Consider the following 21,079-nt stretch of genomic DNA (forward strand, 5'->3'; position numbering starts at 1 on the left):
CCCGGATTTCTCAGAGGTGAGAAAAAATCATGGGTGTGAACAAAATTTTACAGGCTTTAATTGATACATCCTAAAATTAGATTCAAAAACCTTTAAAAACCCAGATATGAGAGGCATCGTACCTTGAAAACTGTTCGCGTAGCGTCTCCCCTTCTCTACGAGACGCTACGCGAAGGGAGAAGATAGGGGTTCTGTGCAGGCATGCTTGCACAGGTAAAATCTTTAAGCATCAAGAAAGAAGAAAGCCAAAGTTTTTGGTCTAAACAGTACGGTAGGGCATACCAGTTCTGGCTTGTGTAATCAAGCAAAAAGCTTGCGGACAGAACTACCTCTGGCACGATTGGGCAACGAATCTTGGGTTTGTAGACTTGATAAACCAAGAATCCCACGGCTTAAAGCCGTGGGAGTGTCAAAACATATTATTCCTCAAAAACCTCGGCACTTATCAGTTGGCGACACGATTTTTTGACCGATAAAAGGGACGTTTAACTACAACTGCTGGATAAGCTTTGCCGCGAATTTCGACTTCTAGCTGCTGAGTGACAGTTGCTAACTGGGTGGGAACGTAGGCTAAGGCAATGGGATAACCCAGTGTAGGCGACAGAGTGCCACTGGTAACTTCACCTACAATTTTACCTGTGGATAACACTTGATAGCCGTGACGGGCAATGTTGCGTCCTTGGGTTTGCAAACCTACCAATCGGCGCTGCACTCCAATGGCTTTTTGCTGTACTAAAACTTCCCGACCAATAAAATCGCCTTTGGTATCTAAGTGAACTAGCCACCCCAAACCTGCTTCTAAGGGTGTGATGGTGTCATCGATATCTTGTCCGTAAAGTGCCATCGCCGCTTCTAGCCGCAGGGTATCTCTGGCACCGAGTCCACAGGGGATAACACCAGCATTATGGAGACTTCGCCACAATTCTACTCCCACATCTGGATCTACCATCACTTCAAAGCCATCTTCTCCGGTGTAACCTGTGCGGGCTAGGAAGGCAGGTTTACCTAGTAATGTTGCTTCTAAATGTCCGAAGGCTTTGATTGGTTGTAAGGCTTCTTGCACTAATGGCTGGAGATATTTAATCGCTTTTGGCCCTTGCACGGCAATTAAGACTTTATCTGGTGAAAGGTCTTGGAATTGCACCTTATCCAAGTCAAGGTGTTGCAATAGCCATGCTTTATCTTTACTGGAGGTTGCGGCATTGACTATGATAAATGCTCTCTGTGTCCCAGTGGCATCTTCACCTTGATAATAAACAATGATGTCATCAATAATTCCGGCTTGGGGATTTAACAATACGGTGTATTGTGCTTGACCGGGTTGCAAACGACTCAAGTCTGAAGGCACTAGAGGCTGGAGTTGGGAAATCAGGTTTTTACCTTGGAGGGTAAATTTGCCCATGTGGGAAATATCGAACATTCCGGCTGTATTTCTGACAGCCTCGTGTTCGCGGCTAATGCCACTAAATTGCACGGGCATTTCCCAGCCGCCAAAGCTGGTAAGGCGGGCTTTGAGTTCTACACCCAATTGATATAAGGGGGTTCGCGCCACAGTTTGGGCGTTGTCTTCTTGATTAGCCACGGGTAATTATTTTGCGATCGCACCTCAACATCTATCATCCTACGAGATGCCTTCTAGTTTTACAGACTTGTGTATCGAATTTGGGTATTGGGCACTTGTACTGAGCGTACCACTTCCCTGCGGGACGCTGCGCGTAGCTTGTCCTCCGCAGGAGTACGTGGAAGCAAGCTACGCGTAGCGTCTCGTAGAGAAGTCGTTGGCGCAGCCTCTCGTAGAGAAGTATTGGGCATTAGTTATTCTCCCTCATCCCCCACTCCCTTATCCCCTTGTCCCCTTCTGTAAGCTTTAATAGTTAATGGTACAAGTGTTGAGATTTATTAAGAAGAGATTATGAAATATTGGCAACTGTTAGCTAGCTTTATCTTAGCTATGGTTCTTTTTTTCTTTCCCCTATCGGCGCAAGCTGCAAGTTCTTCGAGTATTACCCGTTCTGTGGGGAATGATGAACTTAAGGGCAAGGATTACTCTGGTCAAAGTTTAATTGGCACTGAGTTTACCAATCTCAAGTTAGAGAATGCTAATTTTAGCAATGCTAACTTACGTGGTAGCGTGTTTAACGGTAGCGTATTGCAGCAAGTAAATTTGCATGGTGCTGATTTTAGTGAAGGCATAGCCTATCTAACAAGATTTAAGAATGCTGATTTAAGTGATGCTGTGTTGACTGATGCAATGATGCTGCGTTCTACTTTTGATGGCGTGGATATCACAGGTGCTGATTTTACGAATGCGATTTTAGATGGCATACAAGTGAAAAAACTTTGTGTGAAGGCAAGGGGTGTAAATTCTAAAACTGGTGTGGATACTCGTAAATCTTTAGGATGTAAGTAAAATCTCACCCCTACTTCTTTAGTGGAGAGCAGGGTGGTTTCATAGAAGCAGAGAAAAACTAAAACTGGGTTTCAAAACCTCTGCCCCCGTGGGGGAGAGGAATGGAAGCGGGCTAAAAAGCCATAACACAAAATCAGAAATCAAGACTTATGTATTTTTCTTTTTTCGTATGAAACCACCCTGCTTCTTCGTTGGTGGAGAGGGGGATATTTTTTTGAACCGCTAAGGACGCAAAGGGCGATCGCGTTTATAATAAAACATTTCCACTCATTTTTAATACTTATAATTCCACTATACTATTATGACGTTTTGATTTATTTATTAGTTTTCGCAATTGAGTAATAATGACTCCAGCAATACCTATTCCAAAAAGCGCAGCAGTCGGTGTTTATTCAGGAATACGTTCACTAATTACTGTAATATTGGGGTCAGTAGCATCACCTGTGAAATACACATAATTAAAAGCGTCTTTATCATTAAGAATACTCGCACGTAAAAACAATCCACTCCACCGAGCTAAAGTTTCAATTGCGATATCTTGAGGGATTGTAGGTGTATTTCTGTCTAGTAATGATCCAGGTGGGTTGTTGGTATTTGTGATACCGTAATGATTAGTACCTGCTAAAGTTATCAAAGTTTTTGGAGGATTTTGTATATTCTCATAAGTTCTATAAGTAATAAAAGGAGGTACTATACCATCCAGTGTTCCTTTTAATAAAGCAATAGCTATTCCCGAATTATTAATAGGAATGTACTCCACGGGTAAAACGTTTGGAGTAGGTGCTAAACCTGTGGCATAAAAGACGCCAGCTACGACTTCACTAGGCAAGCTTGTAGGTGAAGAGCAAAAACGAGGCAGGCAAACATCCGCAATTACAGATAATCCGACACCACCACCAAAGGAATGTCCTAGCAATCCAAGTTTTTGAGTGTTAACAATACCTGCAACAGGTGAATTAGAATTAGAATTTTCTGTTCGCATTTGTGCAAGAACAGCATTGATTTGCTCTGTTTGAGAAAAAAGTCCTTTGCCTAATGGTGGCAGCGTCCGCTCGTTATTGGGTACAACTACAACAAATCCATAGCCAGCTACCGTACTAGCATAATTTGAATAATCTGATTTATCTACATTGGCACCTTGTAGTAACAGTGCAACAGGAAATGAGTAATTATCAGTTTTTAAGTTAGATAGGTTAGGAAAATAAATATCAGCGAGATCATTAGTTGTAGATATATTTGTTGTATAGCTTGTAATATCTGTAAATATAGGAGAGGGATTGAACGTTGTAGCAGTGGCTGTTTTACTCATACTTAATACCACTAATAATGTACCTGGAACTACTGACAAAATTTTAAGTTTCAGCACACTCAGACTCCATCCACACTTGCACATTTATTCTCATTCTAGTAACAAGTATTTTTCTTTTAATAAATAATTTTGAATTACTTTTATGGTGGAATCTTCCTTGAGAGGTGCGTTCGCGTAGCGTGCCGGAGGCGTTCGCTAGTGATATGCTTCTCTTAAAAAGCTGGCATAATTTGCCCGAACCGTCATAGTAGTAGGATGACTTACACCTAAAGTCCGTTCACAAATTCTCAAAGCTTGCTCAAACAGGGGTTTGGCTTTCTTGTAGCGTTTTGTATTACGGTAGAGTGCTGCGAGATTGTTCAGACTAATGGCAACATCGGGATGCTTGTCTCCCAGCAGGCGTTTACTCAGTTCTAAAGCTTGCTGATACAAGGGTTCGGCTTTGTTGTAACGTCCTGTAGATTCGTAGAGTTGTGCTAAATTGTTCAGGCTAGTGCCAACATCGATATGTTCTTTTCCCAGCAGGCGTTTTCTCAGTTCTAAAGCTTGCTCAAGCAAGGGTTCGGCTTCGCTGTAGCGTCCTGTATAACAGTAGAATGCTGCTAAATTGTTCAGGCTAGTGGCGACATGGGGATGTTCATCTCCCACTAGGCGTTTCCACAGTTCCAAAGCTTGCTGATACAAAGGTTCGGCTTCGCTGTAGCGTCCTGTAGATTCGTAGAGTAATGCTAAATAGCTGACATTAGTAGCGACATCAGGATGTTCTTCTCCCAGTAGGCGTTTTCTTAGTTCTAAAGCTTGCTCAAGTAAGGGTTCGGCTTCGCTGTAATGTCCTGTAGATTCGTAGAGCAATGCTAAATTGTTCAGGCTAGTGGCGACATCAAGATGGTTGTCTCCCAGGAAACGTTTTCTCAGTTCTAAAGCTTGCTGATATAAAGGTTCAGCTTCGCTGTAGCGTCCTGTAGATTCGTAGAGTCCTGCTAAATTGTTTAGATTAGCAACGACATCGGAATGTTCTAAACCAAGACGATTTTGAGTCAGTTCTACACACTGTTGTAACCAAAGTTCTGCTTGCTGATAAAGTCCTTGACCTTGATAAAACCAAGTTAATTTAGTAAACAGAGTGATTAAATTTTTATCACCTAAATACTGGGATAGGTGGGTTGCAACTTCTGTAATGTGCGGGATATGTGGAGTGAGGTTGAGAATATCTTCAGGGTTAGGCTGTTGCGGAATTAGCTTTGCTACTTGTAACATCATCACTGCAAATTTAGTTTTTGCTTCATCCGCCTCACTTGACTTATCCAACTTCATTTGGAAAAGTTGCCGAATTAGTGGATTTAGACGATAAATTTCTTTACTTTTCCGTTGTAGCAAATGCAATTCCAGTAAATCAGCTATGGCTTTTTGATTGAGTTGTTGTTTGTCATTTTCTATCGTCTCAACAGATAAGGGAATGTCAGCTAAGGCACACAAACTTAGCAAATAGCCAAAGCTTTGTGCATTCTCATCCAACTGTTCCCAACTCAATTCAAAAGCTTCAGCTAGACCGAATTCATAATCTATCAATGAGTTAACATTGACTACTGTTTCATGTTCCAGTCGCTTTTTCTCTAGCCGCTTCAGCAGTGTTTCCAGAGACAAATCTGGCATTTTATCCAGATATCGCCCCACTAACTCTAACGCTAAAGGCAAATATCCCAAAAATTTACAAATTCTTCTCGCAACCCAAGCTTCTTGTTGCAGTCGTTCCCGAACCACCAGCGATTTTAATAATTTTATCGCCGCCAAGGGTTTAAAGACATCTAATTCACTATTATGTTTCGCCTTCAGGTAAGCTTGTAACTTTTCTAGTTTGCCCCGACTGTTGGAAATAGCTAATTCAGGATAATTCTGGGCGAACTTTTCATATACTTCACCCATCCAGTTTCTAAAAGTAGCAACATCAACGTTTAATTCGCTGGCAAGTTTAGCTTCACTTTTACCTAAGTTTTCAGTCTTAAAATATTTTATAAAAGCTACTGTTTGCTTTAGAGATAAACCATGAGTAGCAGCTTCTTTGGCTAGAAAATTACCCCATTGCATAAACAGCTTGTGAAGTTTATTTTTAATTCTACTTTGTCTACATTTGGAAAGCACCTCTCTTTGGGGTAGAAATACCATTTGCATAGAAACATTTAAAAGCAGTGGTTGCCATTAAACATCGCTACTTGAGCCTTTGAACCTCGAAGTTGAGCCTTTGAACCTCAAGTTTGGCGTTTTGAACTCAAAACAGCTACGCAATGTCTACGACGGGCTACGCCGGAGCAGTATTATTGACTTGACTATTGGGTGTGTGAAGGCGATCGCTGCTAAAATTTAAACTACAACTGTTTTGTAGCATCAATTTGGTGTGATTTGTTTGAAAGGTGCGATCGTTAGCGATATCCTTTTCTTAAAAATATTGCATAATTTCCCCGAACCCTCATTGTATCGGGATGACCTACACCTAAAGCCTGCTCACAAATTTCCAAAGCTTGCTGAAACAAGGGTTCGGCTTCGCTGTAGCGTCCTGTAGAATCGTAGAGTAATGCGAGATTGTTCAAGCTATCGGCGACATTGGGATGGTTGTCTCCCAGTAAGCGTTTGCTTAGTTCCAAAGCTTGCTGATACAGGGGTTCGGCTTCGCTGTAGCGTCCTGTAGAATCATAGAGTGCTGCGAGATTGTTCAGACTAGTGGCGATATGGGGATGGTTGTCTCCCAGTAAACGTTTTCTCAGTTCCAAAGCTTGCTGATACAGGGGTTCGGCTTCGCTGTAGCGTCCTGTAGATTGGTAGAGTACTGCGAGATTGTTGAAGCTATTGGCAACATGGGGATGGTTGTCTCCCAGTAAGCGTTTTATTAATTCCAAAGCTTGCTGATATTGGGGTTCGGCTTCCCTGTACCGTCCTGTAGAACAATAGAGTGCCGCGAGATTGTTCAGGCTAGTAGCGACAGTGGAATGGTTGTCTCCCAGTAAACGTTTTCTCAGTTCCAAAGCTTGCAGATACAGAGGTTCAGCCTCGCTGTAGCGTCCTGTAGATTCGTAGAGTCCTGCGAGATTGTTTAAGCTAGTGGCGACATCGGGGTGGTTGTCTCCTTGTAGGCGTTTTGTCAGTTCCAAAGCTTGCAGATACAGAGGTTCAGCTTCGCTGTAGCGTCCTGTAGATTCGTAGAGTCCTGCGAGATTGTTCAAGCTAGTGGCGACATCGAGATGGTTGTCTCCTTGTAGGCGTTTTGTCAGTTCCAAAGCTTGCAGATACAGAGGTTCAGCCTCGCTGTAGCGTCCTGTAGATTTGTAGAGTCCTGCTAGATTGTTCAGGGTAGCGGCGACATTGGGATGTTCTAAACCAAGACGATTTTCAGCTACCTCTTTACATAGTTTGTACCAAGGTTCTGCTTGCTGATAAAGTCCTTGACCTTTATAAAACCAGCCTAAGCGTGTGAAAGGCCAAATTAAATCCTCGTCGCTGAGATATTGGGATAGGTGGGTTGCAACTTCTGCAAGGTGGGAGATAAAAGGAGTGAGGTTGAAAATATCTTCACGGTTAGGCTGTGGAGGAATTTGCTTTGCGACCTCTAGCATAAGCGCTGCAAAGATTGTTTTCACCTTATCTGCCTCACTTGACTCATCCAACTTCATTTGGAAAAATTGCCGAATTAGTGGATGTAGACGATAAATTCCTTTACTTTGCCATTGTATTAAATGTAGTTTCCGCAACTGGGCTATAGCTTTCTCCCAAAGTTCTTGTTCATCGTCATCTTTTATCCACTCAACAGAAAAAGGAATATCAGCCAAGGCATACAAACTCAGCCAACAGCCTAAGCCTTGTGCTTTCTCATCCAACTGTTCCCAACTCAATGCAAAAGCTTCAGCCACACCATATTCATAACGCATCAATGGGTTAGCCTTGGCGATTGCTTCGTGTTCCAGTCGCTTTTTTTCTAGCCGCTTCCGCAGTGTTTCCAGAGACAAATCTGGCATTATATCCAGATATCGCCCCACTAACTCTAATGCCAAAGGCAAATATCCCAAGAATTTACAAATTTCTCTCGCAACCCAAGGTTCGCTTTTTAGTCGTTCTCTGTCAACCAGCGATTTTAATAATTTCATCGCCGCCAATGGTTTGAGAACACCCAAAGATAATTGCGGCAAAGTTCTATCAAATTTCTCCCGCGTTGTCAGCAATACTTTAAACCGAGGTGATTCTGGGGGTAGATAAGGCTGAACCTGTGTTTTGTAGTCAGTGACATTATCAAACACCAGTAGCACTTCACCTTTTTGCCAATTTTCCCAGCAGTATTTCAGCCTATCTGCTAATTCCCAATCGTCAGGTGCAATTTTGTTGAACTTTAATTCAACAAATCTGAAAATCTGAATTATGACATCTATTCCCTGTGCAGATAACCAGCAAACCCCACCTTGATAATTCTGCAAATGCTGTTTAGCGTATTGGATAGCAATTTCAGTTTTGCCTACTCCACCCATACCCGCCACAGCGACAATTGCAACTTGCCGAGATGTTTGTAATTGCTGGTGCAGTTTTTCTAGTTCCGTTTCACGCCCTACAAATTTTTCAAATGGGACAGCAGGGGGAATATTGTGATGAATTTCTTTAATTGTGGGGTGGGCATCTTGCCCGCCATTATATTTCCTTGTCAGGCAAGCCCGTAACTTTTTTAGTTTGCCCCGACTGTTAGAGGTGGCTAATTCAGGATAACTCTGGGCAAACTTGTCATACACCTCAGCCATCCGCTTTTTGAAAGCAAGAATACCGATTTTCAGTTCTGTGGCAACTTCGGTTTGACTCTTAACTGAGTTTTCAGTCTTTAAACATTCTACAAAAGCTGCCGTTTGCTCTGGGGATAAGCCATCACGAGCAGCTTCGTTGGCTAGAAATTCAGCCCATTGCATAGACAGCTTGTGAGATTTCTTCTCGATTCTACTTAATTTCTACCTTCTCTCTACTTTGTCTCCATTTCTAGGGAATCTCCCCTCTTCAACGCAGAAATATTATTTGTATAGAAACATTTATAAGAGGTTCAGCCGTGAAAATTGTCCTAACAACTCCAGTCAACTCCAATCAAACCACCCAAACTTCGCAATTAATCCCCGCCTCGCCAACATCACTAGACAATCCATCTACCTGGATGCGAGACGGATACAGCCCCACTGAAATTATTCTCGCGGCGGCAATTTTAACTTCATTGTCGATTGGGGGAATTGCCTCTGTGATTGTGGCGATTACGGGTTTAGTTAAAACTTTAGTGCCTGTAATTGTAAGCCCGACAAGGGAAAAAAAGAAGTAGTCAATTTAGAACCAGGGCAATGGAATTCGCGGCTACACATAAGGAAAAATTGAAGGTTTGAAACCTACGTAGGTGGGTTTTGCCTATGTAGACGCGCTTTCTAACCGCCAATTTAATTTACTGTATTCCTTCTGTTTTCTTAGGCTAAGTACAGCATTTCCAAAATTAGTAGCTTTTTTAAACGCAAAGGGACGCAAAGGGGCGCTGAGTTTTGCCAATTTTAATTCGCTATGAAGTTATGAAATTCTGTACTAAGGTGAGTGATTTAATGAGTAGGTGCAAGCAAGTATTTAGAAAAAACTTCAATAAGCTTTATTTCGCCGAGGCTAATTTATCCGCAATGCGTGTAGTTTCTGGCAGGCGATATTTTGTCGTGCAGCGTAATACATAGTCAATCGCTGTCGGTAAACTAATACGATGACCACTGGAGATGTAGAGAGGTTTTACTCCTGTGCGCGATCGCAAAACTGCCCCAATCGTTTCACCCTTATATATCAATGGTTGCTGGCTGCCTTTTGTTTCTGGCAATTCCCCATACTTACCTACCAACAACGATTTGGCTACACCAATTGTCGGCATATCTATAAGTAACCCTAAATGGCTAGCTATACCTAATCTGCGGGGATGGGCAATTCCCTGACCATCACACAGGATGATATCTGGTATTGTTTTAATTTTTTCCAGGGCATCAAGGACAGCTGGGATTTCTCGAAAAGAGAGGAAACCAGGAATGTAGGGAAAGGAAGTAGGACGGCGTGCTAGGCTTGTCTCGATTACTTGCAAATCAGGAAAACTCAATACTGCGACAGCTGCACGGCTAATTGTTCCATCAGCTTCAAAACCCATATCGACTCCAGCAACGTACTGGATAGGTTCTTGGAGTTGATCTTCAGTAATTACCTGATCTTGCAAATTTTCTTGGATAACTATGGCTTCTTCCAGCGTCGAAGGCCAAGCATGATCTCGATAAAACTTCATATTTAAATTTGGAATTAAACTGATTAATATCAATCCTGTTAATTTTGCAATCACAAAACAAGAGTTTTTGATGTTGATACAGGGAAAATTTATTTATTGCAAGAGTCTAGGAAAGACTATCTTTATACTAGATATTTTAGCCCAGGTTAGCTGATATCTTACATCATAATGTTACTTAAGGCTGTGAAGAGGGAATCATGAGGATATAAGTTTATTTTCCTAGATTTTGCCTTTTACTGGTTATGACACAGCCGAATATTCTAAAACTTGCAAAACAGGGAGATGTACAGGCGATCGCATCTCTGATGAACCGCCACCTACACCCCAAAGCTATGACTGCAAAAGTTGCCTTCAAAGATGGTTACTTAGAGGTAATCCTAGAATCTGCTGAAGTCCCAAATCAGCAAATTTTAGTTGCATTTATTCACAAAGGCTTAACGGCTTTAGGGGCTGCATCTGTTGAAATAGTCAAAGTTTATGGACAACAAACGGGTAATCAGTTTCCAGCTTGGAGTCAAGAGTTTGATTTAGGCATAGCAGAAGCTGAACTAGAAGTAGTAGATAATCAACAATTTTCTAGTAATCCTCAAACCCTAACTATTTGTATTAATTTAAGTGGCGATACTGCACGAGGATTAACAAACCAAGATTTTGAAATTATTGCTAATCAAATAGGTACTGATATTTTATCATCTTGCACTGAGGTTTCTATTCAAAAAGTAAGTATTAGTAATGGTAGCTCTGTGATTACAAAAGAACGTTAGTATTTAATTTTGATCATGGATAGGTGCAGAAAAAGAGTCTAAAATTGGGGCTTTTGTAATAAGTTTAATAAATATATGTAAATTTTAAACAGAGGGCTGGAAATATTCTGAAAATGTTGCTTTTACTTGTAAATGGGGAATCCTGAGATAGAAGATATTATCTCAGATTTTGGGATTTATTGGTTATGACACAGCCGAATCTTTTAGAACTTGCTAAACAGGGAGATGCATCGGCGATCGTCAAACCTAGCGGTGTAGTAGAAATCTGTTCTGGAGTTCATTGTTGTGTAATTGCGGCAGGGACTGTCCCACAATTAGAGAATAATGTCAAGATAGCGCGGGCTTTTGTGCCTATTAAGAAGGAAGAATTGACAGCGATCGCTCAACAGACTGCTAATATTTGGGAAGATAGTACATTCTTCCGTAGCTGGACTTAGCCCAACCTTGCACATATTACAGAGTAGATTTTTATCAATCACACTGATAATATTGTGCCGCTTGCGACATATTAAATTGTAATAGCTTCTCCTCTGGCAACTTGTATCGTAAACTAGGCTTAAAAGGCGAAATATTCAAACTGCGAATAATTTCAGCCGCCACAGCCTTTGCTAGTAGCGGTGGTACAGAGTTACCAACTTGCCGAAATCCGTGCCATTTAGTTACATGAAATCTAAACCAATCTGGGTAAGAATGCAATCTCGCCGCTTCCCTAACTGTGATACAGCGCGGCGTAATTGGATGAATCGGTCTAGGAGATGTAAAAGAACCTCTATACTTGTCTGTTCCGGCTCTTAAAGTATTGCAGACACCAGCAGGATGCAGCTTATAAAAACGACTAATTTTTTCTCTCTCGCCTTGTTGAGTGTCCTGAAAACGTTTAATAGTTTCCGCAGAATGTTTTGTTCTTAAACTTGAAGAAAGTATTCGCAAATCATATTCACGTTTGTAAGAATAATCATCGTCCAGGCATTTGATACCGCGAAGTACAAGAGCATAATTACTAGGTTTTCCGTATTCTGCTACAACCCAATTTCTTGTTAGTAAATCTGGATAATTTTCTATTTCCGGTAAATCTCCAATTGCATCCCATACTGTAGGACTCAATGGAATGTCAGATATTTTTTTAGAATTTAAATTATTTGGTAATGCTCGTTTAGTAATCGGTTGAGGGTATTTTGGTAACTCTACATCCTCCCTTGTACCGATGAGAAATAATCTCTCACGAAACTGTGGTACTCCGTAATTTGCAGCGTTGAGAACTTGGTAATTTTCTTCTACTTGATAGCCGTAAATTCTAAACTCGCTAATTAACGTTTGGAGGATTTGTTTATGTTCGCCAACTGTGATCCCCCGGACATTTTCCATCACAAAGAATTTCGGTTTTAGCTCAAAAACCAGCCGATGAAAGTGAAACACCAAAGAGTTTCGCGGATCATCAACAATCCGTTTACCAATTAGGGAAAATCCTTGACATGGTGAGCCACAAATTACCACATCGATTTCGCGAGCGCCAATCTTAGACCGATTCCTAATTTCTTCCCCGGTTGTATCCACAACGCTTTTACATAACACTGAGCAATAAGGGAAGTTAAACTCATGTGTTGCACAGTGGATCGGGTCGATTTCCACAGAAGCCAGCACATCAAAACCAGCTTGCTCAAAGCCAAGAGTCATACCGCCCGCACCGGCGAATAAGTCAACTGCGATCGCTCGTTGTTTTCTCATCTCATGAGCCATAACACCTCAATCTAATTCGTAATTTATAATTCGTAATTCGTAATTACCCTATGGATAAATGCGGCTTCTGGCAAAAACAGATGCTTCGCACTTAATTTTACTCATAAATAAACTGATTGATTCGCTATTTTTAATTACGAATTACGAATTACGAATTACGAATTACGAATTACGAATTATTTGGTCGCATTTGCAAAATTTCTATAGCAGCGCGATCGCACACTCCAATTTCTCCTAAACACTGCCGCATTTCTTCATAATCTAGCAAAGTTTGTTCTCTGCGACTGGGATTGAGTAGCAGTTCCATCGCCGCTTGGATAATATTCTCTGGTGTGGCTTGCTCTTGTAAAAATTCTGGCACAATCGGCTTCATCACTACTAAATTAGGTGGCGATGCGAAGGTTAAAGAACCTTTGAGGATTTTACGAGCTATCCAAGCAGTCAGGGAACTTAGACGGTAAACTACAACTTGCGGCACATTTAACAAAGCAAGTTCTAAGTTCACAGTACCAGATTTGCTAATGGCTAAATCAGCAGCTGCAAAAACTTCCTTTTGTTGACCTAATAAAACTGTAGCCCGCAAACCGTAACGCTTAACTGCCTCCTCAATTGGCTGTCTATAGACTTCCAGCGACAGGGGAATCCAGAAATGAACTTCAGGTAATTTAGCTTGAATAGTTTGGGCAGCTTGAAAAATAATTGGTAAAAGATATTTTAGCTCTTGGTGGCGAGAGACGGGGAGGAGTGCGATCGCAATTTGTTCTGGTGCAATCCCCAATCTTCCACGAGCGACTTGGCGATTAGGAGCGTCTTGCATTCGGTCAACCAAAGGATGCCCTACCCAAATAACTTTTGCGCCTTGTTCCCGAAAATAACGCGCTTCTTGTGGGAAGATTGCCAACAGCTTGTCTGTAAAGCCAACAATCCGGTTAGTCCTACGCAAATTGACTGACCAAGCCCACTCTTGAGGAGCAATGTAATACACCACAGGCACATGTGGTAAGTGCCGTTTCATATAAGTCCCGATTTCCAGATTGGGAGTCATATAATCGATCAGCACCACTAAATCCGGTGGATCTTGCTTTAAAGAAGCGATCGCCTGACGTTGCACCTGGAGAGTCGATAAAATATAAGGCAGCCCTTCTAGAATACCCATTGAGCCAATACTGCTGGTATTGCCCAGTAAAATTGCCCCAGCCTCTACCATTTTTTCGCCACCCAGCGCCACAATCTCTAATTCCAACCTAATCGCCACAGCTTGACGCTTCAGTGCCGCAATTAGCAGCGATCCTTGTAAATCGCCAGATACTTCGCCAGTGCTGATAAATATCCGCATTTGATAATTAGTAATTAGTAAAAATTAGGAGTGAGGAGTTAGGAGTTAAAAATTTAATTCATCAACTCATAACTCATAATTTATGATGTCTAAGCAATTAACCACAATTTCTCAGAACCCCTCCCCGCCAGCTACGCTCTTACTCCCCTCCTCGCTTGCGGGGAGGGGTGCTTTGATTATGGCTAATTCGACAGACATGATATATCTAACATCTCACTATTCATCACTGGCGCCTTTTTTCCCTTTACCGGGAATCAAGCCACGCCTTCCTGACATCTGAGAAAGTAACAAAAAGCGTCGCAGATGCTGCAATTTTTCGCTATCCCCTAACAATTCCAGTTCTTCCAAGGCATCCTTAAAAGACAAATTAGAACGGTAGAGAATGCGGAAGGCTTTTTTCAGCATTTGCAAATCTGCTGAGTCCATACCAGACCGTTTAAGTCCCACAAGGTTGAGGGTTCGTACCCGTGCCGGATTTCCCTCCACTAGCATATATGGGGCTACATCTCGGTCAATACGTGCCATACCTCCCACCATTGCCTGTCTACCAATATGCACAAATTGATGGACACCTAAAACCCCACTCAGCCTAGCGCGTGACTCTATATGGACATGACCTGCCAACGCCACAGAGTTAGCAATCACTACTTGGTCTTCAATCACGCAGTTATGAGCCACATGGACATAAGCCATCAGCAAGTTACCATCACCAATTACCGTCGCTTCACCGGCACCGGTAGCGCGGTTAATCGTAACGTACTCCCGAATCAAATTGTTATCACCAATTTTGACCCAAGTTGGCTCTCCCACAAACTTCAGATCCTGGGGTTCCATGCCGATGGCTGCACCTGTAAAAATCTGGTTTTGCGCCCCAATTTCACAAGGTCCCTCTAGCACTGCATGAGCGCCGATTATTGTTTCGGGACCCACTTTGACATGCGCTCCAATCACAGCATAGGCACCGACTTGCACTGTATGGTGGAGTTCCGATTTTGGATGAATTACAGCAGTTGGATGAATTAGCGTTTTCAAGGGTGAATCTCCAGAACTGTCTTGATAATCCAGCGCCGGACGGGGTTTATGAGGCAGCGTGTTACCCTGGTTAAGAGAGTTATACCGACTGCTGTCCCATCAAGGCAACTGGCGTTGTTGAGCGTGAAGTATTTCAGTGAACGAAAGTGTCGGGCAAAGCAAGTTAAATGTGTTTGTGAGTGCGTCTCGTAGAGAGGGCGTCCAAAATCAAGAAATTATCAGATGCTATAGTGGATTTTTTTTACTGTTATCCTTTTTCAGGATTCAATATGGGCATTTCACGGCTATGCCCATACCACCAAAGCAAACTTTTAGCTAACTAGAGAAAACATTAATTCCCCTTCACAAGCAAGTTGACCGTCAACTTCGGCACGACCTTGCATCTTACCGAAACGACGTTGTTTTACCCATAACAGTTCCACCGTCATTACTAGTTGATCTCCCGGTACGACTTGGCGGCGAAAGCGGACTTTATCGATACCAGCAAAGACGAATAGCCCGCCTTCTCCGGGAGACATTTGAGTTAGAACAATGCCCCCAACTTGTGCCATTGCTTCGACAATTAGCACCCCTGGCATCAGTGGACGTCCAGGGAAATGTCCTAGGAAATGGGGTTCGTTGATAGTGACATTTTTAACGCCAACAGCTCGTTTTCCTGGAACGTAGTCAATTATTTTGTCTACAAGTAAAAATGGGTAGCGGTGGGGTAGTAATTTCTGAATTTCTTCAGATGTGAAAGTTGTTTTAATCTCAGAACTGATTTTAGTCTCATTTATAGCCTGTGGTTCGATAGATGTAGGTGTAGTCGGATCGATGATATTTACTTCAGTGATAATTGACATTGGCCGTGTAGTTGATTTTTCGTCTGAAAGTTGAGTAGGCAGGTGTATATCCAAAGCCTTAATAATCTTAGATTTTAGGCTTTAGATCCAATCCCAAATCTAAAATTTTTTGAGCCAGTTGAATGTGTAAATTGTGACTGGCTTTATATGCTAAGAAATGAGCAGTAGGAAAAGTTCCTAGTAAACTTAAATCTCCCACTAAATCTAAGATTTTATGACGGACTGGCTCATTTGCAAATCTCAATGGTGGATTTAGCCAGCCTTCTGATCCACAAACGAGTGCATTATCCAAACTGCCACCTTTAATTAACCCTGTTTTTTGTAAGTGTTCAATTTGATCCAGTAACCCAAAAGTCCGGGCAGGAGCGATTTCCGCAGCAAAGCTAGCAGAAGCTTTTTCTAGTTCAGCAGTTAGTGACCAACTATGCCATTGATTACCAATGGCCGGAAGGTCAAAATCAATACCGTAACTAAAACGGGTTTCTGGTGCTGGGAGGGCACATACAAAGGCATCCCCTTGATATACCCATATTGGTTCTGTAATAGCCAACGGAACTTGGTTGTTAAGGGGTTGTGATACTAGGCCAACTTGGGTAATGTTGGCTGTCCACAGACTTGCCGAACCATCCAAAAGTGGAACTTCTGGCCCATCAATTTCAATCCGGGCATTATCCACGCCCATACCCGAAAGCGCTGCCAACAAATGCTCTACCGTGCGAACATATACCTCACCCTTGCCCAACTGGGTTGAGAGAACAGTGTGACTAACTGCGGCAACCTGGGCTGGAATGATCGGCAAATCCGGTAAATCCACCCGCACAAAGTAGCGTCCACTTCCCGCCTCAGCTGGTAGTATCCGCACCTGGGTACTCACACCGCTATGCAATCCCACCCCAGTTTGAGTAATTTGGGCTGCTAGAGTGTGTTGTTGCATAACCGAAAAGTCAATATATTTCTTTTAGTATTGTTCATCGTCTGTTTTGGTAAAATCCCTGATATTTCCCTAAAAATGTCATTAATCCCTTTATCGGAACAGTATTGAGGTAAATGTAAAAATTAGCAAGCTAATCCAGAAAAGTTATGAGTTAAGAGTGAGGAGTGAGGAATTAAAACTCATAACTCCTAACTTCTAACTGGTTAAAATCTTTCGCCAATACCAAAATTAATCCGGCTATCACCGTCATTGTTGATACCATAGTCAATCCGAATTGGTCCTAGTGGAGACTGGACGCGAACGCCGAGACCATAGCCGTAGCCGCTCCCGTTCTTATTCAGCACATCAGCTGCTAGGGTACTAGTACCCAGATCACTACCGACATCAAAAAATAGTGCGCCACTGACTACTGAAAAAACTGGGAACCGATACTCAACTGATGCTTGCACATAACTGCGTCCACTACCTAATGCTCCTTCTTCATAACCCCGGACGGAGTTGCTACCCCCAAGGGTAAATGCTTCGTAGGGAGGCAAGTCACCGAAAACTGTTCCGGCTTGGAAGTTAAATGCTAGAGTTTGTGCGCCTTTGGAGAAGCTAATCAACTTGATGGGTAAATATTGGCTGTAGCTACCCCGTAATCTGGTGAGGAAAATGCTGCCTAGTCCCACGGGGATTGACTGATCGATTCCAAGGCGGAGATAAGAACCCTTGGTAGGTTGCAAGGGGTTATTACGGAGATCGCGCTGTACGCCTAGTTGCAATAGCACCAAGTCGTCTTCACCTGAACCAGACAAGGTAAGTGGAATTTCTTGGCTGATGCGGGTACCATTATTATCATCAAATATCGCTCCTGTTTTTCTGAGATTGCCATCAGCATCACGGGCGGAAACTCGTTGATACTGTAAACCGGCTGAGGCACTCCAGACGGAAGTTTTGTAGGGATTGGAGGACAGGGGACGGCTAAAGGTGACACCACCACCTAGACGGAGAATCCGGGGGGTATCCTGAGAATCTGTATTAGTGGGATTCTTTGGGTCAAATGTTCTAATGTCCTGATCTTTGCCATCAAAAATCAAGGAAATGGAACTGCGGCGAAAAAGATTGACCGTGTAGGAAGTCCGATAGGGATCTCCGGCGATCCAGGGGTCTGTATACCGCAGGTCAAACAGCAGTTCCCGCTCTCCCACCTGTACCTCTGCACCCAGTTTTTGGTTCCTACCGTTCAGGTTTTGCTGTTGATAGCTAACCGTGCCAAATAGTCCACTAGCAGAACTAATCCCTGCCCCAGCAGCAACAGAACCACTACCGCGTTCAGCTACATTCACTACTACATCTACCTTGCTGGGGTCACTACCAGGGTCAAGGGAGACATTCACATCTTCAAACAGTCCCAGTCCATACACGCGCTGTAGGTCTTTTTGCACTGTGTTGCGGTTGAATACTTGTCCTGGCTTTAATTCCAATTCTCGTGTAATGATGTAATTTTGCGTCCGTCCGCGAATTGGTTGTCCCTTCTCGTCTGTCTCCTGACCATCTTTATTGCGGAACCGGACTCTAATATTTTCTACTACCCCTTCTGCTATTTGCAAGGTGACAATTCCGTTTTCAGAGACTTGGGGCGCTCCAATTACGTTGGCTAGCACGTAACCTTGGTCTTGATATCGCTTGTTTAACTGCTTGATGCCTTCCTGCAAGTCGCGCAAGTTGAGGATTTTGCCATATTGCTGGCGAAAGACTTCATCTACAGTATTAAGTGGTAGTACGGAAGCAACACCAGTGCCAGGATTGGCTTGTACTTGTACCTTGGTGAGGACGGGGTTAGGCTGTACAACAAAGCTGACTCGCACTCCCAAGGGGGTATCTTCTGGCGCCGCTTGGACGTTGGAGAAGAAGCCAGTACCAAAGATGGCGTTAATATCTTCTTGCAGTTGGCTGCGGGTTGTCGTTCTTCCTGGTTGGGTACGAATTACTTTGTAAACTTGGTCTTCTAGTTCTGGTGATAGTTGCCCAGCCTGGGATTTAACTACTACTTCCGATACCAGTACGCGGGGGTCATTGGCTTCTGGGGCTGGGTTGGGTTGAGTATTTCCCGGAGTTGTCGGTGGGTTAACGTTCTGCGGATTTGGAGTCGCGCCTGGGTTTGGGGTAGGTGTTCGTTGTTGACTAGCTGGGGGTGGAATGTCTGGAGCGGCTGATGGTTCGGGAGTTGTGGGTAATAAAGGTTGCGTTGTCGGTGGATTGACATTTTCTGGGACTGGAGTAGTCTCAGGAGTTTGGAAAGGTGTTAGTTGTTGACTACTTGGGAGTGGAATGTCTGGAGCGGCTGATGGTTCGGGAGTTGTGGGTAATAAAGGTTGCGTTGTCGGTGGATTGACATTTTCTGGAACTGGAGTAGTGTCAAGAGTTGGCGAAGGTGTTTGTTGTTGACTAGCTGGGGGTGGAATGACTGGAGCGGGAGATAGCTGTTGAGTAGGGTTGGGATTTATTATTTGAGGAGTTTGTGCAGTTGTTGGCGTTGTGGAGGTTGGTACTATTACCTTTGGTGTCGCTCCGGCGTAGCCCAGAGCAGGCATCGTGGCTCGATTGGCAGGGTAAATTGTGACAACGGGGGATTGTAGATGTTCCGCCTCTGTAACCCCTGTAAGATTAGGTCGAGATTTTAAACTCTCACTAGTGTAACGCTGACCAGTGTCCTTTTCTGGCTGCTGATTTGTTCCTAGTGTCAAAACTTCTGTTGTCTGTTTTGAACTGTTGGCGGTTTCTGCATTTGCACTCAGTGAGCCGCCCAAAGGGACTGTAATTGCTACTGCTGCCAGCAATACGGGAGATAAACGCATTTTACTTATGATTCCTATTCACGACCACACACACCATCACAAATTTGTCATTTGTCATTTGTCATTTGTTATTGACTATTAGTGACAAAGGACAATCCACACGAGTTTAATTGATTTTTACCCACTTAACTATTACTCTCTACTGCTTTTAGCACTCTTTGTAAAACTTCCTGGTAGGCATCCTCTACATTTCCTAAGTCTCGGCGAAAGCGGTCTTTGTCCATTACCCGGCGGTTTGAGTCTTCTTCTGCGGTATCCCACAAACGGCAGGTGTCGGGGCTAATTTCGTCTGCCAAGAGCAACTGCTGTTGTGAGTCCAAACCAAACTCTAGTTTGAAGTCTACTAGGGTAATGCCGCACCGTTGCCAAAAGTTACGGAGAAATTCGTTGATTTGCAATGCTAGATGGATAATTGCGTCTACTTGTTCCGCAGTAGCTAGTTCTAGCAGGTATAGGCGATCGCGTGTCAACAAAGGATCTCCTAACTGATCGTTTTTGTAATAAAACTCAACCAAAGGCTGTTTCAGAATTGTACCCACTGCTAACCCTGTCTGTTGACACAGACTGCCAGCAGCAATATTTCTAATCACTACCTCTAAGGGTAAAATCTTTACTGCCTTCACCCGCATCTGATTCGGGGCAGGGCTGTCGATAAAGTGAGTCTTTATACCATAAGCCTCCAACTGTTTAAAAAGCTGGCTGGAAATGCTACAATTAATTTTTCCTTTCCCTTGGATGCTGCCACGCTTTTGGGCGTTAAACGCCGTGGCATCGTCTTTAAAATCAGCCAACAAGACTTCCGGATCGTCCGTTGTATAGAGAATTTTCGCTTTGCCTTCGTATAACTTGGAATTAACAGACATGGTGGCAGGTAAAGTTCTAGGCGATGAACCAAAGGTTGTCCTTTGAGGCTTCACCATTTTATCTTTAGTTATTAACTATTAGCCATTGGTGATTATTTAAGAGGACGTCGGGCTGACGATAATTGGCCAAAGACGCCTAATGACTGAGTGGGGAATCTCACTTCTTTACTCAGAACTGGGACGGGCTAAACGCCCCGCTAGCGCTAACGGAACTGTTTTACCCAATGCCCTCTTGTTGGTAACTGAATCAGTAACCTGTTGCCAAAGATTGAGAACTTAATCTCTAACTTTTAACAGAGGACAATTGGCTTTGGTTTATAGTATGTTTGCCTAAGTGCTTTGAACTAAAGTATTGTAATAGTTATTACTAAATATTTGTAGCAACTACGATTATATTTTGTATAGTTTGTCACTCACGGTTTCCATTGAAGTTAATTACAATCCGAACTTCATAATTTAAGATGAGATAAATTGACAACCGGGAGGAAAATCAAATATTCTCTCTAGTTACTTTAGGAGGAAGTTTTTTTTGTAACATTTATAATATAAGTATTTCAAGCTTGATCCTTTAGTCTCAAAATCTGAATTAACCAATTCCCGCATCAGCGATTGGAAAAGGAGTTGGATGATTTGATTTCCCCCAGTCTGACAAAAGAAAGATTAGGTTAGCTAGTAATTCAGCTTTAGAGATTTAAACAGAAGATG

General features: G+C 42.9%; 17 protein-coding genes. 5 read left to right on the plus strand and 12 right to left on the minus strand.

Annotation, left to right across the window (positions count from 1 at the left end; genetic code table 11):
- Positions 1 to 445: 445 nt before the first annotated feature.
- Positions 446 to 1,582 carry a glycine cleavage system aminomethyltransferase GcvT gene (gcvT, locus tag V7K15_RS19690; RefSeq protein ID WP_334907885.1) on the minus strand — a complete coding sequence of 379 codons (1,137 nt, stop codon included), beginning with the start codon at positions 1,580 to 1,582 and terminating at the stop codon, positions 446 to 448.
- A gap of 330 nt (positions 1,583 to 1,912) precedes the next feature.
- Here gcvT and V7K15_RS19695 point away from each other — a divergent pair, with 330 nt between their 5' ends.
- Positions 1,913 to 2,410: a pentapeptide repeat-containing protein gene (locus V7K15_RS19695; RefSeq protein WP_334907887.1), complete on the plus strand. Its 498-nt coding sequence runs from the start codon at positions 1,913 to 1,915 to the stop codon at positions 2,408 to 2,410.
- A gap of 388 nt (positions 2,411 to 2,798) precedes the next feature.
- Here the strand turns inward: V7K15_RS19695 and V7K15_RS19700 are convergent, their stop codons facing one another.
- Positions 2,799 to 3,776 carry an alpha/beta hydrolase family protein gene (locus V7K15_RS19700; RefSeq protein WP_334907889.1) on the minus strand — a complete coding sequence of 326 codons (978 nt, stop codon included), beginning with the start codon at positions 3,774 to 3,776 and terminating at the stop codon, positions 2,799 to 2,801.
- Between the two features lie 138 nt (positions 3,777 to 3,914).
- On the minus strand, positions 3,915 to 5,804 hold the full coding sequence (locus tag V7K15_RS19705) for a tetratricopeptide repeat protein (protein ID WP_334907891.1): 1,890 nt from the start codon (positions 5,802 to 5,804) through the stop codon (positions 3,915 to 3,917).
- Positions 5,805 to 5,958: 154 nt separating this feature from the next.
- On the opposite strand from V7K15_RS19705, the gene V7K15_RS19710 reads away from it, so the two are divergent.
- Positions 5,959 to 6,081: a hypothetical protein gene (locus V7K15_RS19710; RefSeq protein ID WP_334907893.1), complete on the plus strand. Its 123-nt coding sequence runs from the start codon at positions 5,959 to 5,961 to the stop codon at positions 6,079 to 6,081.
- 55 nt (positions 6,082 to 6,136) lie between these two features.
- Here the strand turns inward: V7K15_RS19710 and V7K15_RS19715 are convergent, their stop codons facing one another.
- On the minus strand, positions 6,137 to 8,653 hold the full coding sequence (locus tag V7K15_RS19715) for a tetratricopeptide repeat protein (RefSeq protein ID WP_334907895.1): 2,517 nt from the start codon (positions 8,651 to 8,653) through the stop codon (positions 6,137 to 6,139).
- 134 nt (positions 8,654 to 8,787) lie between these two features.
- Between V7K15_RS19715 and V7K15_RS19720 the strand changes: the two genes are divergently transcribed.
- A complete protein-coding gene (locus tag V7K15_RS19720; RefSeq protein WP_334907897.1) occupies positions 8,788 to 9,048 on the plus strand; it encodes a hypothetical protein in 261 nt (86 codons plus the stop codon).
- Positions 9,049 to 9,360: 312 nt separating this feature from the next.
- On the opposite strand, the gene nfi is transcribed toward V7K15_RS19720, so the two are convergent.
- Complete coding sequence (gene nfi / locus V7K15_RS19725) at positions 9,361 to 10,026, minus strand: deoxyribonuclease V (protein ID WP_334907899.1); 666 nt, start codon at positions 10,024 to 10,026, stop codon at positions 9,361 to 9,363.
- A 242-nt stretch (positions 10,027 to 10,268) separates the two neighbouring features.
- Here nfi and V7K15_RS19730 point away from each other — a divergent pair, with 242 nt between their 5' ends.
- Together V7K15_RS19730 and V7K15_RS19735 are read left to right on the plus strand one after the other, a co-directional pair.
- Positions 10,269 to 10,790 (plus strand): hypothetical protein, encoded by a 522-nt coding sequence (locus V7K15_RS19730; RefSeq protein WP_334907901.1) that lies wholly within the window; start codon positions 10,269 to 10,271, stop codon positions 10,788 to 10,790.
- Positions 10,791 to 10,975: 185 nt separating this feature from the next.
- Positions 10,976 to 11,227: a hypothetical protein gene (locus tag V7K15_RS19735; protein ID WP_334907903.1), complete on the plus strand. Its 252-nt coding sequence runs from the start codon at positions 10,976 to 10,978 to the stop codon at positions 11,225 to 11,227.
- Between the two features lie 34 nt (positions 11,228 to 11,261).
- Here V7K15_RS19735 and V7K15_RS19740 read toward each other — a convergent pair whose 3' ends face one another.
- The 7 genes from V7K15_RS19740 to purC all read right to left on the minus strand — a co-directional run bounded on the left by V7K15_RS19740 (position 11,262) and on the right by purC (position 20,374).
- Complete coding sequence (locus V7K15_RS19740) at positions 11,262 to 12,515, minus strand: DNA cytosine methyltransferase (RefSeq protein WP_334907905.1); 1,254 nt, start codon at positions 12,513 to 12,515, stop codon at positions 11,262 to 11,264.
- Between the two features lie 181 nt (positions 12,516 to 12,696).
- Positions 12,697 to 13,863: a lipid-A-disaccharide synthase gene (lpxB, locus tag V7K15_RS19745; RefSeq protein ID WP_334907907.1), complete on the minus strand. Its 1,167-nt coding sequence runs from the start codon at positions 13,861 to 13,863 to the stop codon at positions 12,697 to 12,699.
- Positions 13,864 to 14,079: 216 nt separating this feature from the next.
- Positions 14,080 to 14,895: an acyl-ACP--UDP-N-acetylglucosamine O-acyltransferase gene (gene lpxA / locus V7K15_RS19750; protein WP_334907909.1), complete on the minus strand. Its 816-nt coding sequence runs from the start codon at positions 14,893 to 14,895 to the stop codon at positions 14,080 to 14,082.
- A gap of 311 nt (positions 14,896 to 15,206) precedes the next feature.
- Complete coding sequence (fabZ, locus tag V7K15_RS19755; RefSeq protein WP_334907911.1) at positions 15,207 to 15,737, minus strand: 3-hydroxyacyl-ACP dehydratase FabZ; 531 nt, start codon at positions 15,735 to 15,737, stop codon at positions 15,207 to 15,209.
- Between the two features lie 67 nt (positions 15,738 to 15,804).
- Positions 15,805 to 16,671: a UDP-3-O-acyl-N-acetylglucosamine deacetylase gene (lpxC, locus tag V7K15_RS19760; protein WP_334907913.1), complete on the minus strand. Its 867-nt coding sequence runs from the start codon at positions 16,669 to 16,671 to the stop codon at positions 15,805 to 15,807.
- Between the two features lie 203 nt (positions 16,672 to 16,874).
- Complete coding sequence (locus tag V7K15_RS19765; RefSeq protein ID WP_334907915.1) at positions 16,875 to 19,511, minus strand: BamA/TamA family outer membrane protein; 2,637 nt, start codon at positions 19,509 to 19,511, stop codon at positions 16,875 to 16,877.
- Between the two features lie 125 nt (positions 19,512 to 19,636).
- Positions 19,637 to 20,374 carry a phosphoribosylaminoimidazolesuccinocarboxamide synthase gene (gene purC, locus V7K15_RS19770; protein WP_334908075.1) on the minus strand — a complete coding sequence of 246 codons (738 nt, stop codon included), beginning with the start codon at positions 20,372 to 20,374 and terminating at the stop codon, positions 19,637 to 19,639.
- Positions 20,375 to 21,079 lie beyond the last annotated feature (705 nt).

Source organism: Nostoc sp. (assembly GCF_036919815.1).
Taxonomy (GTDB): domain Bacteria; phylum Cyanobacteriota; class Cyanobacteriia; order Cyanobacteriales; family Nostocaceae; genus Nostoc.

What these genes read in the sequence shown, in the direction of transcription:
- V7K15_RS19695 (WP_334907887.1), top strand. Translation starts at nt 1,913, where the DNA reads ATGAAATATTGGCAACTGTTAGCTAGCTTTATCTTAGCTATGGTTCTT.
- V7K15_RS19705 (WP_334907891.1), bottom strand. Translation starts at nt 5,804, where the DNA reads ATGCAATGGGGTAATTTTCTAGCCAAAGAAGCTGCTACTCATGGTTTA.
- V7K15_RS19715 (WP_334907895.1), bottom strand. Translation starts at nt 8,653, where the DNA reads ATGCAATGGGCTGAATTTCTAGCCAACGAAGCTGCTCGTGATGGCTTA.
- nfi (WP_334907899.1), bottom strand. Translation starts at nt 10,026, where the DNA reads ATGAAGTTTTATCGAGATCATGCTTGGCCTTCGACGCTGGAAGAAGCC.
- V7K15_RS19730 (WP_334907901.1), top strand. Translation starts at nt 10,269, where the DNA reads ATGACACAGCCGAATATTCTAAAACTTGCAAAACAGGGAGATGTACAG.
- V7K15_RS19735 (WP_334907903.1), top strand. Translation starts at nt 10,976, where the DNA reads ATGACACAGCCGAATCTTTTAGAACTTGCTAAACAGGGAGATGCATCG.
- V7K15_RS19740 (WP_334907905.1), bottom strand. Translation starts at nt 12,515, where the DNA reads ATGAGAAAACAACGAGCGATCGCAGTTGACTTATTCGCCGGTGCGGGC.
- lpxB (WP_334907907.1), bottom strand. Translation starts at nt 13,863, where the DNA reads ATGCGGATATTTATCAGCACTGGCGAAGTATCTGGCGATTTACAAGGA.
- fabZ (WP_334907911.1), bottom strand. Translation starts at nt 15,737, where the DNA reads ATGTCAATTATCACTGAAGTAAATATCATCGATCCGACTACACCTACA.
- lpxC (WP_334907913.1), bottom strand. Translation starts at nt 16,671, where the DNA reads ATGCAACAACACACTCTAGCAGCCCAAATTACTCAAACTGGGGTGGGA.
- V7K15_RS19765 (WP_334907915.1), bottom strand. Translation starts at nt 19,511, where the DNA reads ATGCGTTTATCTCCCGTATTGCTGGCAGCAGTAGCAATTACAGTCCCT.
- purC (WP_334908075.1), bottom strand. Translation starts at nt 20,374, where the DNA reads ATGTCTGTTAATTCCAAGTTATACGAAGGCAAAGCGAAAATTCTCTAT.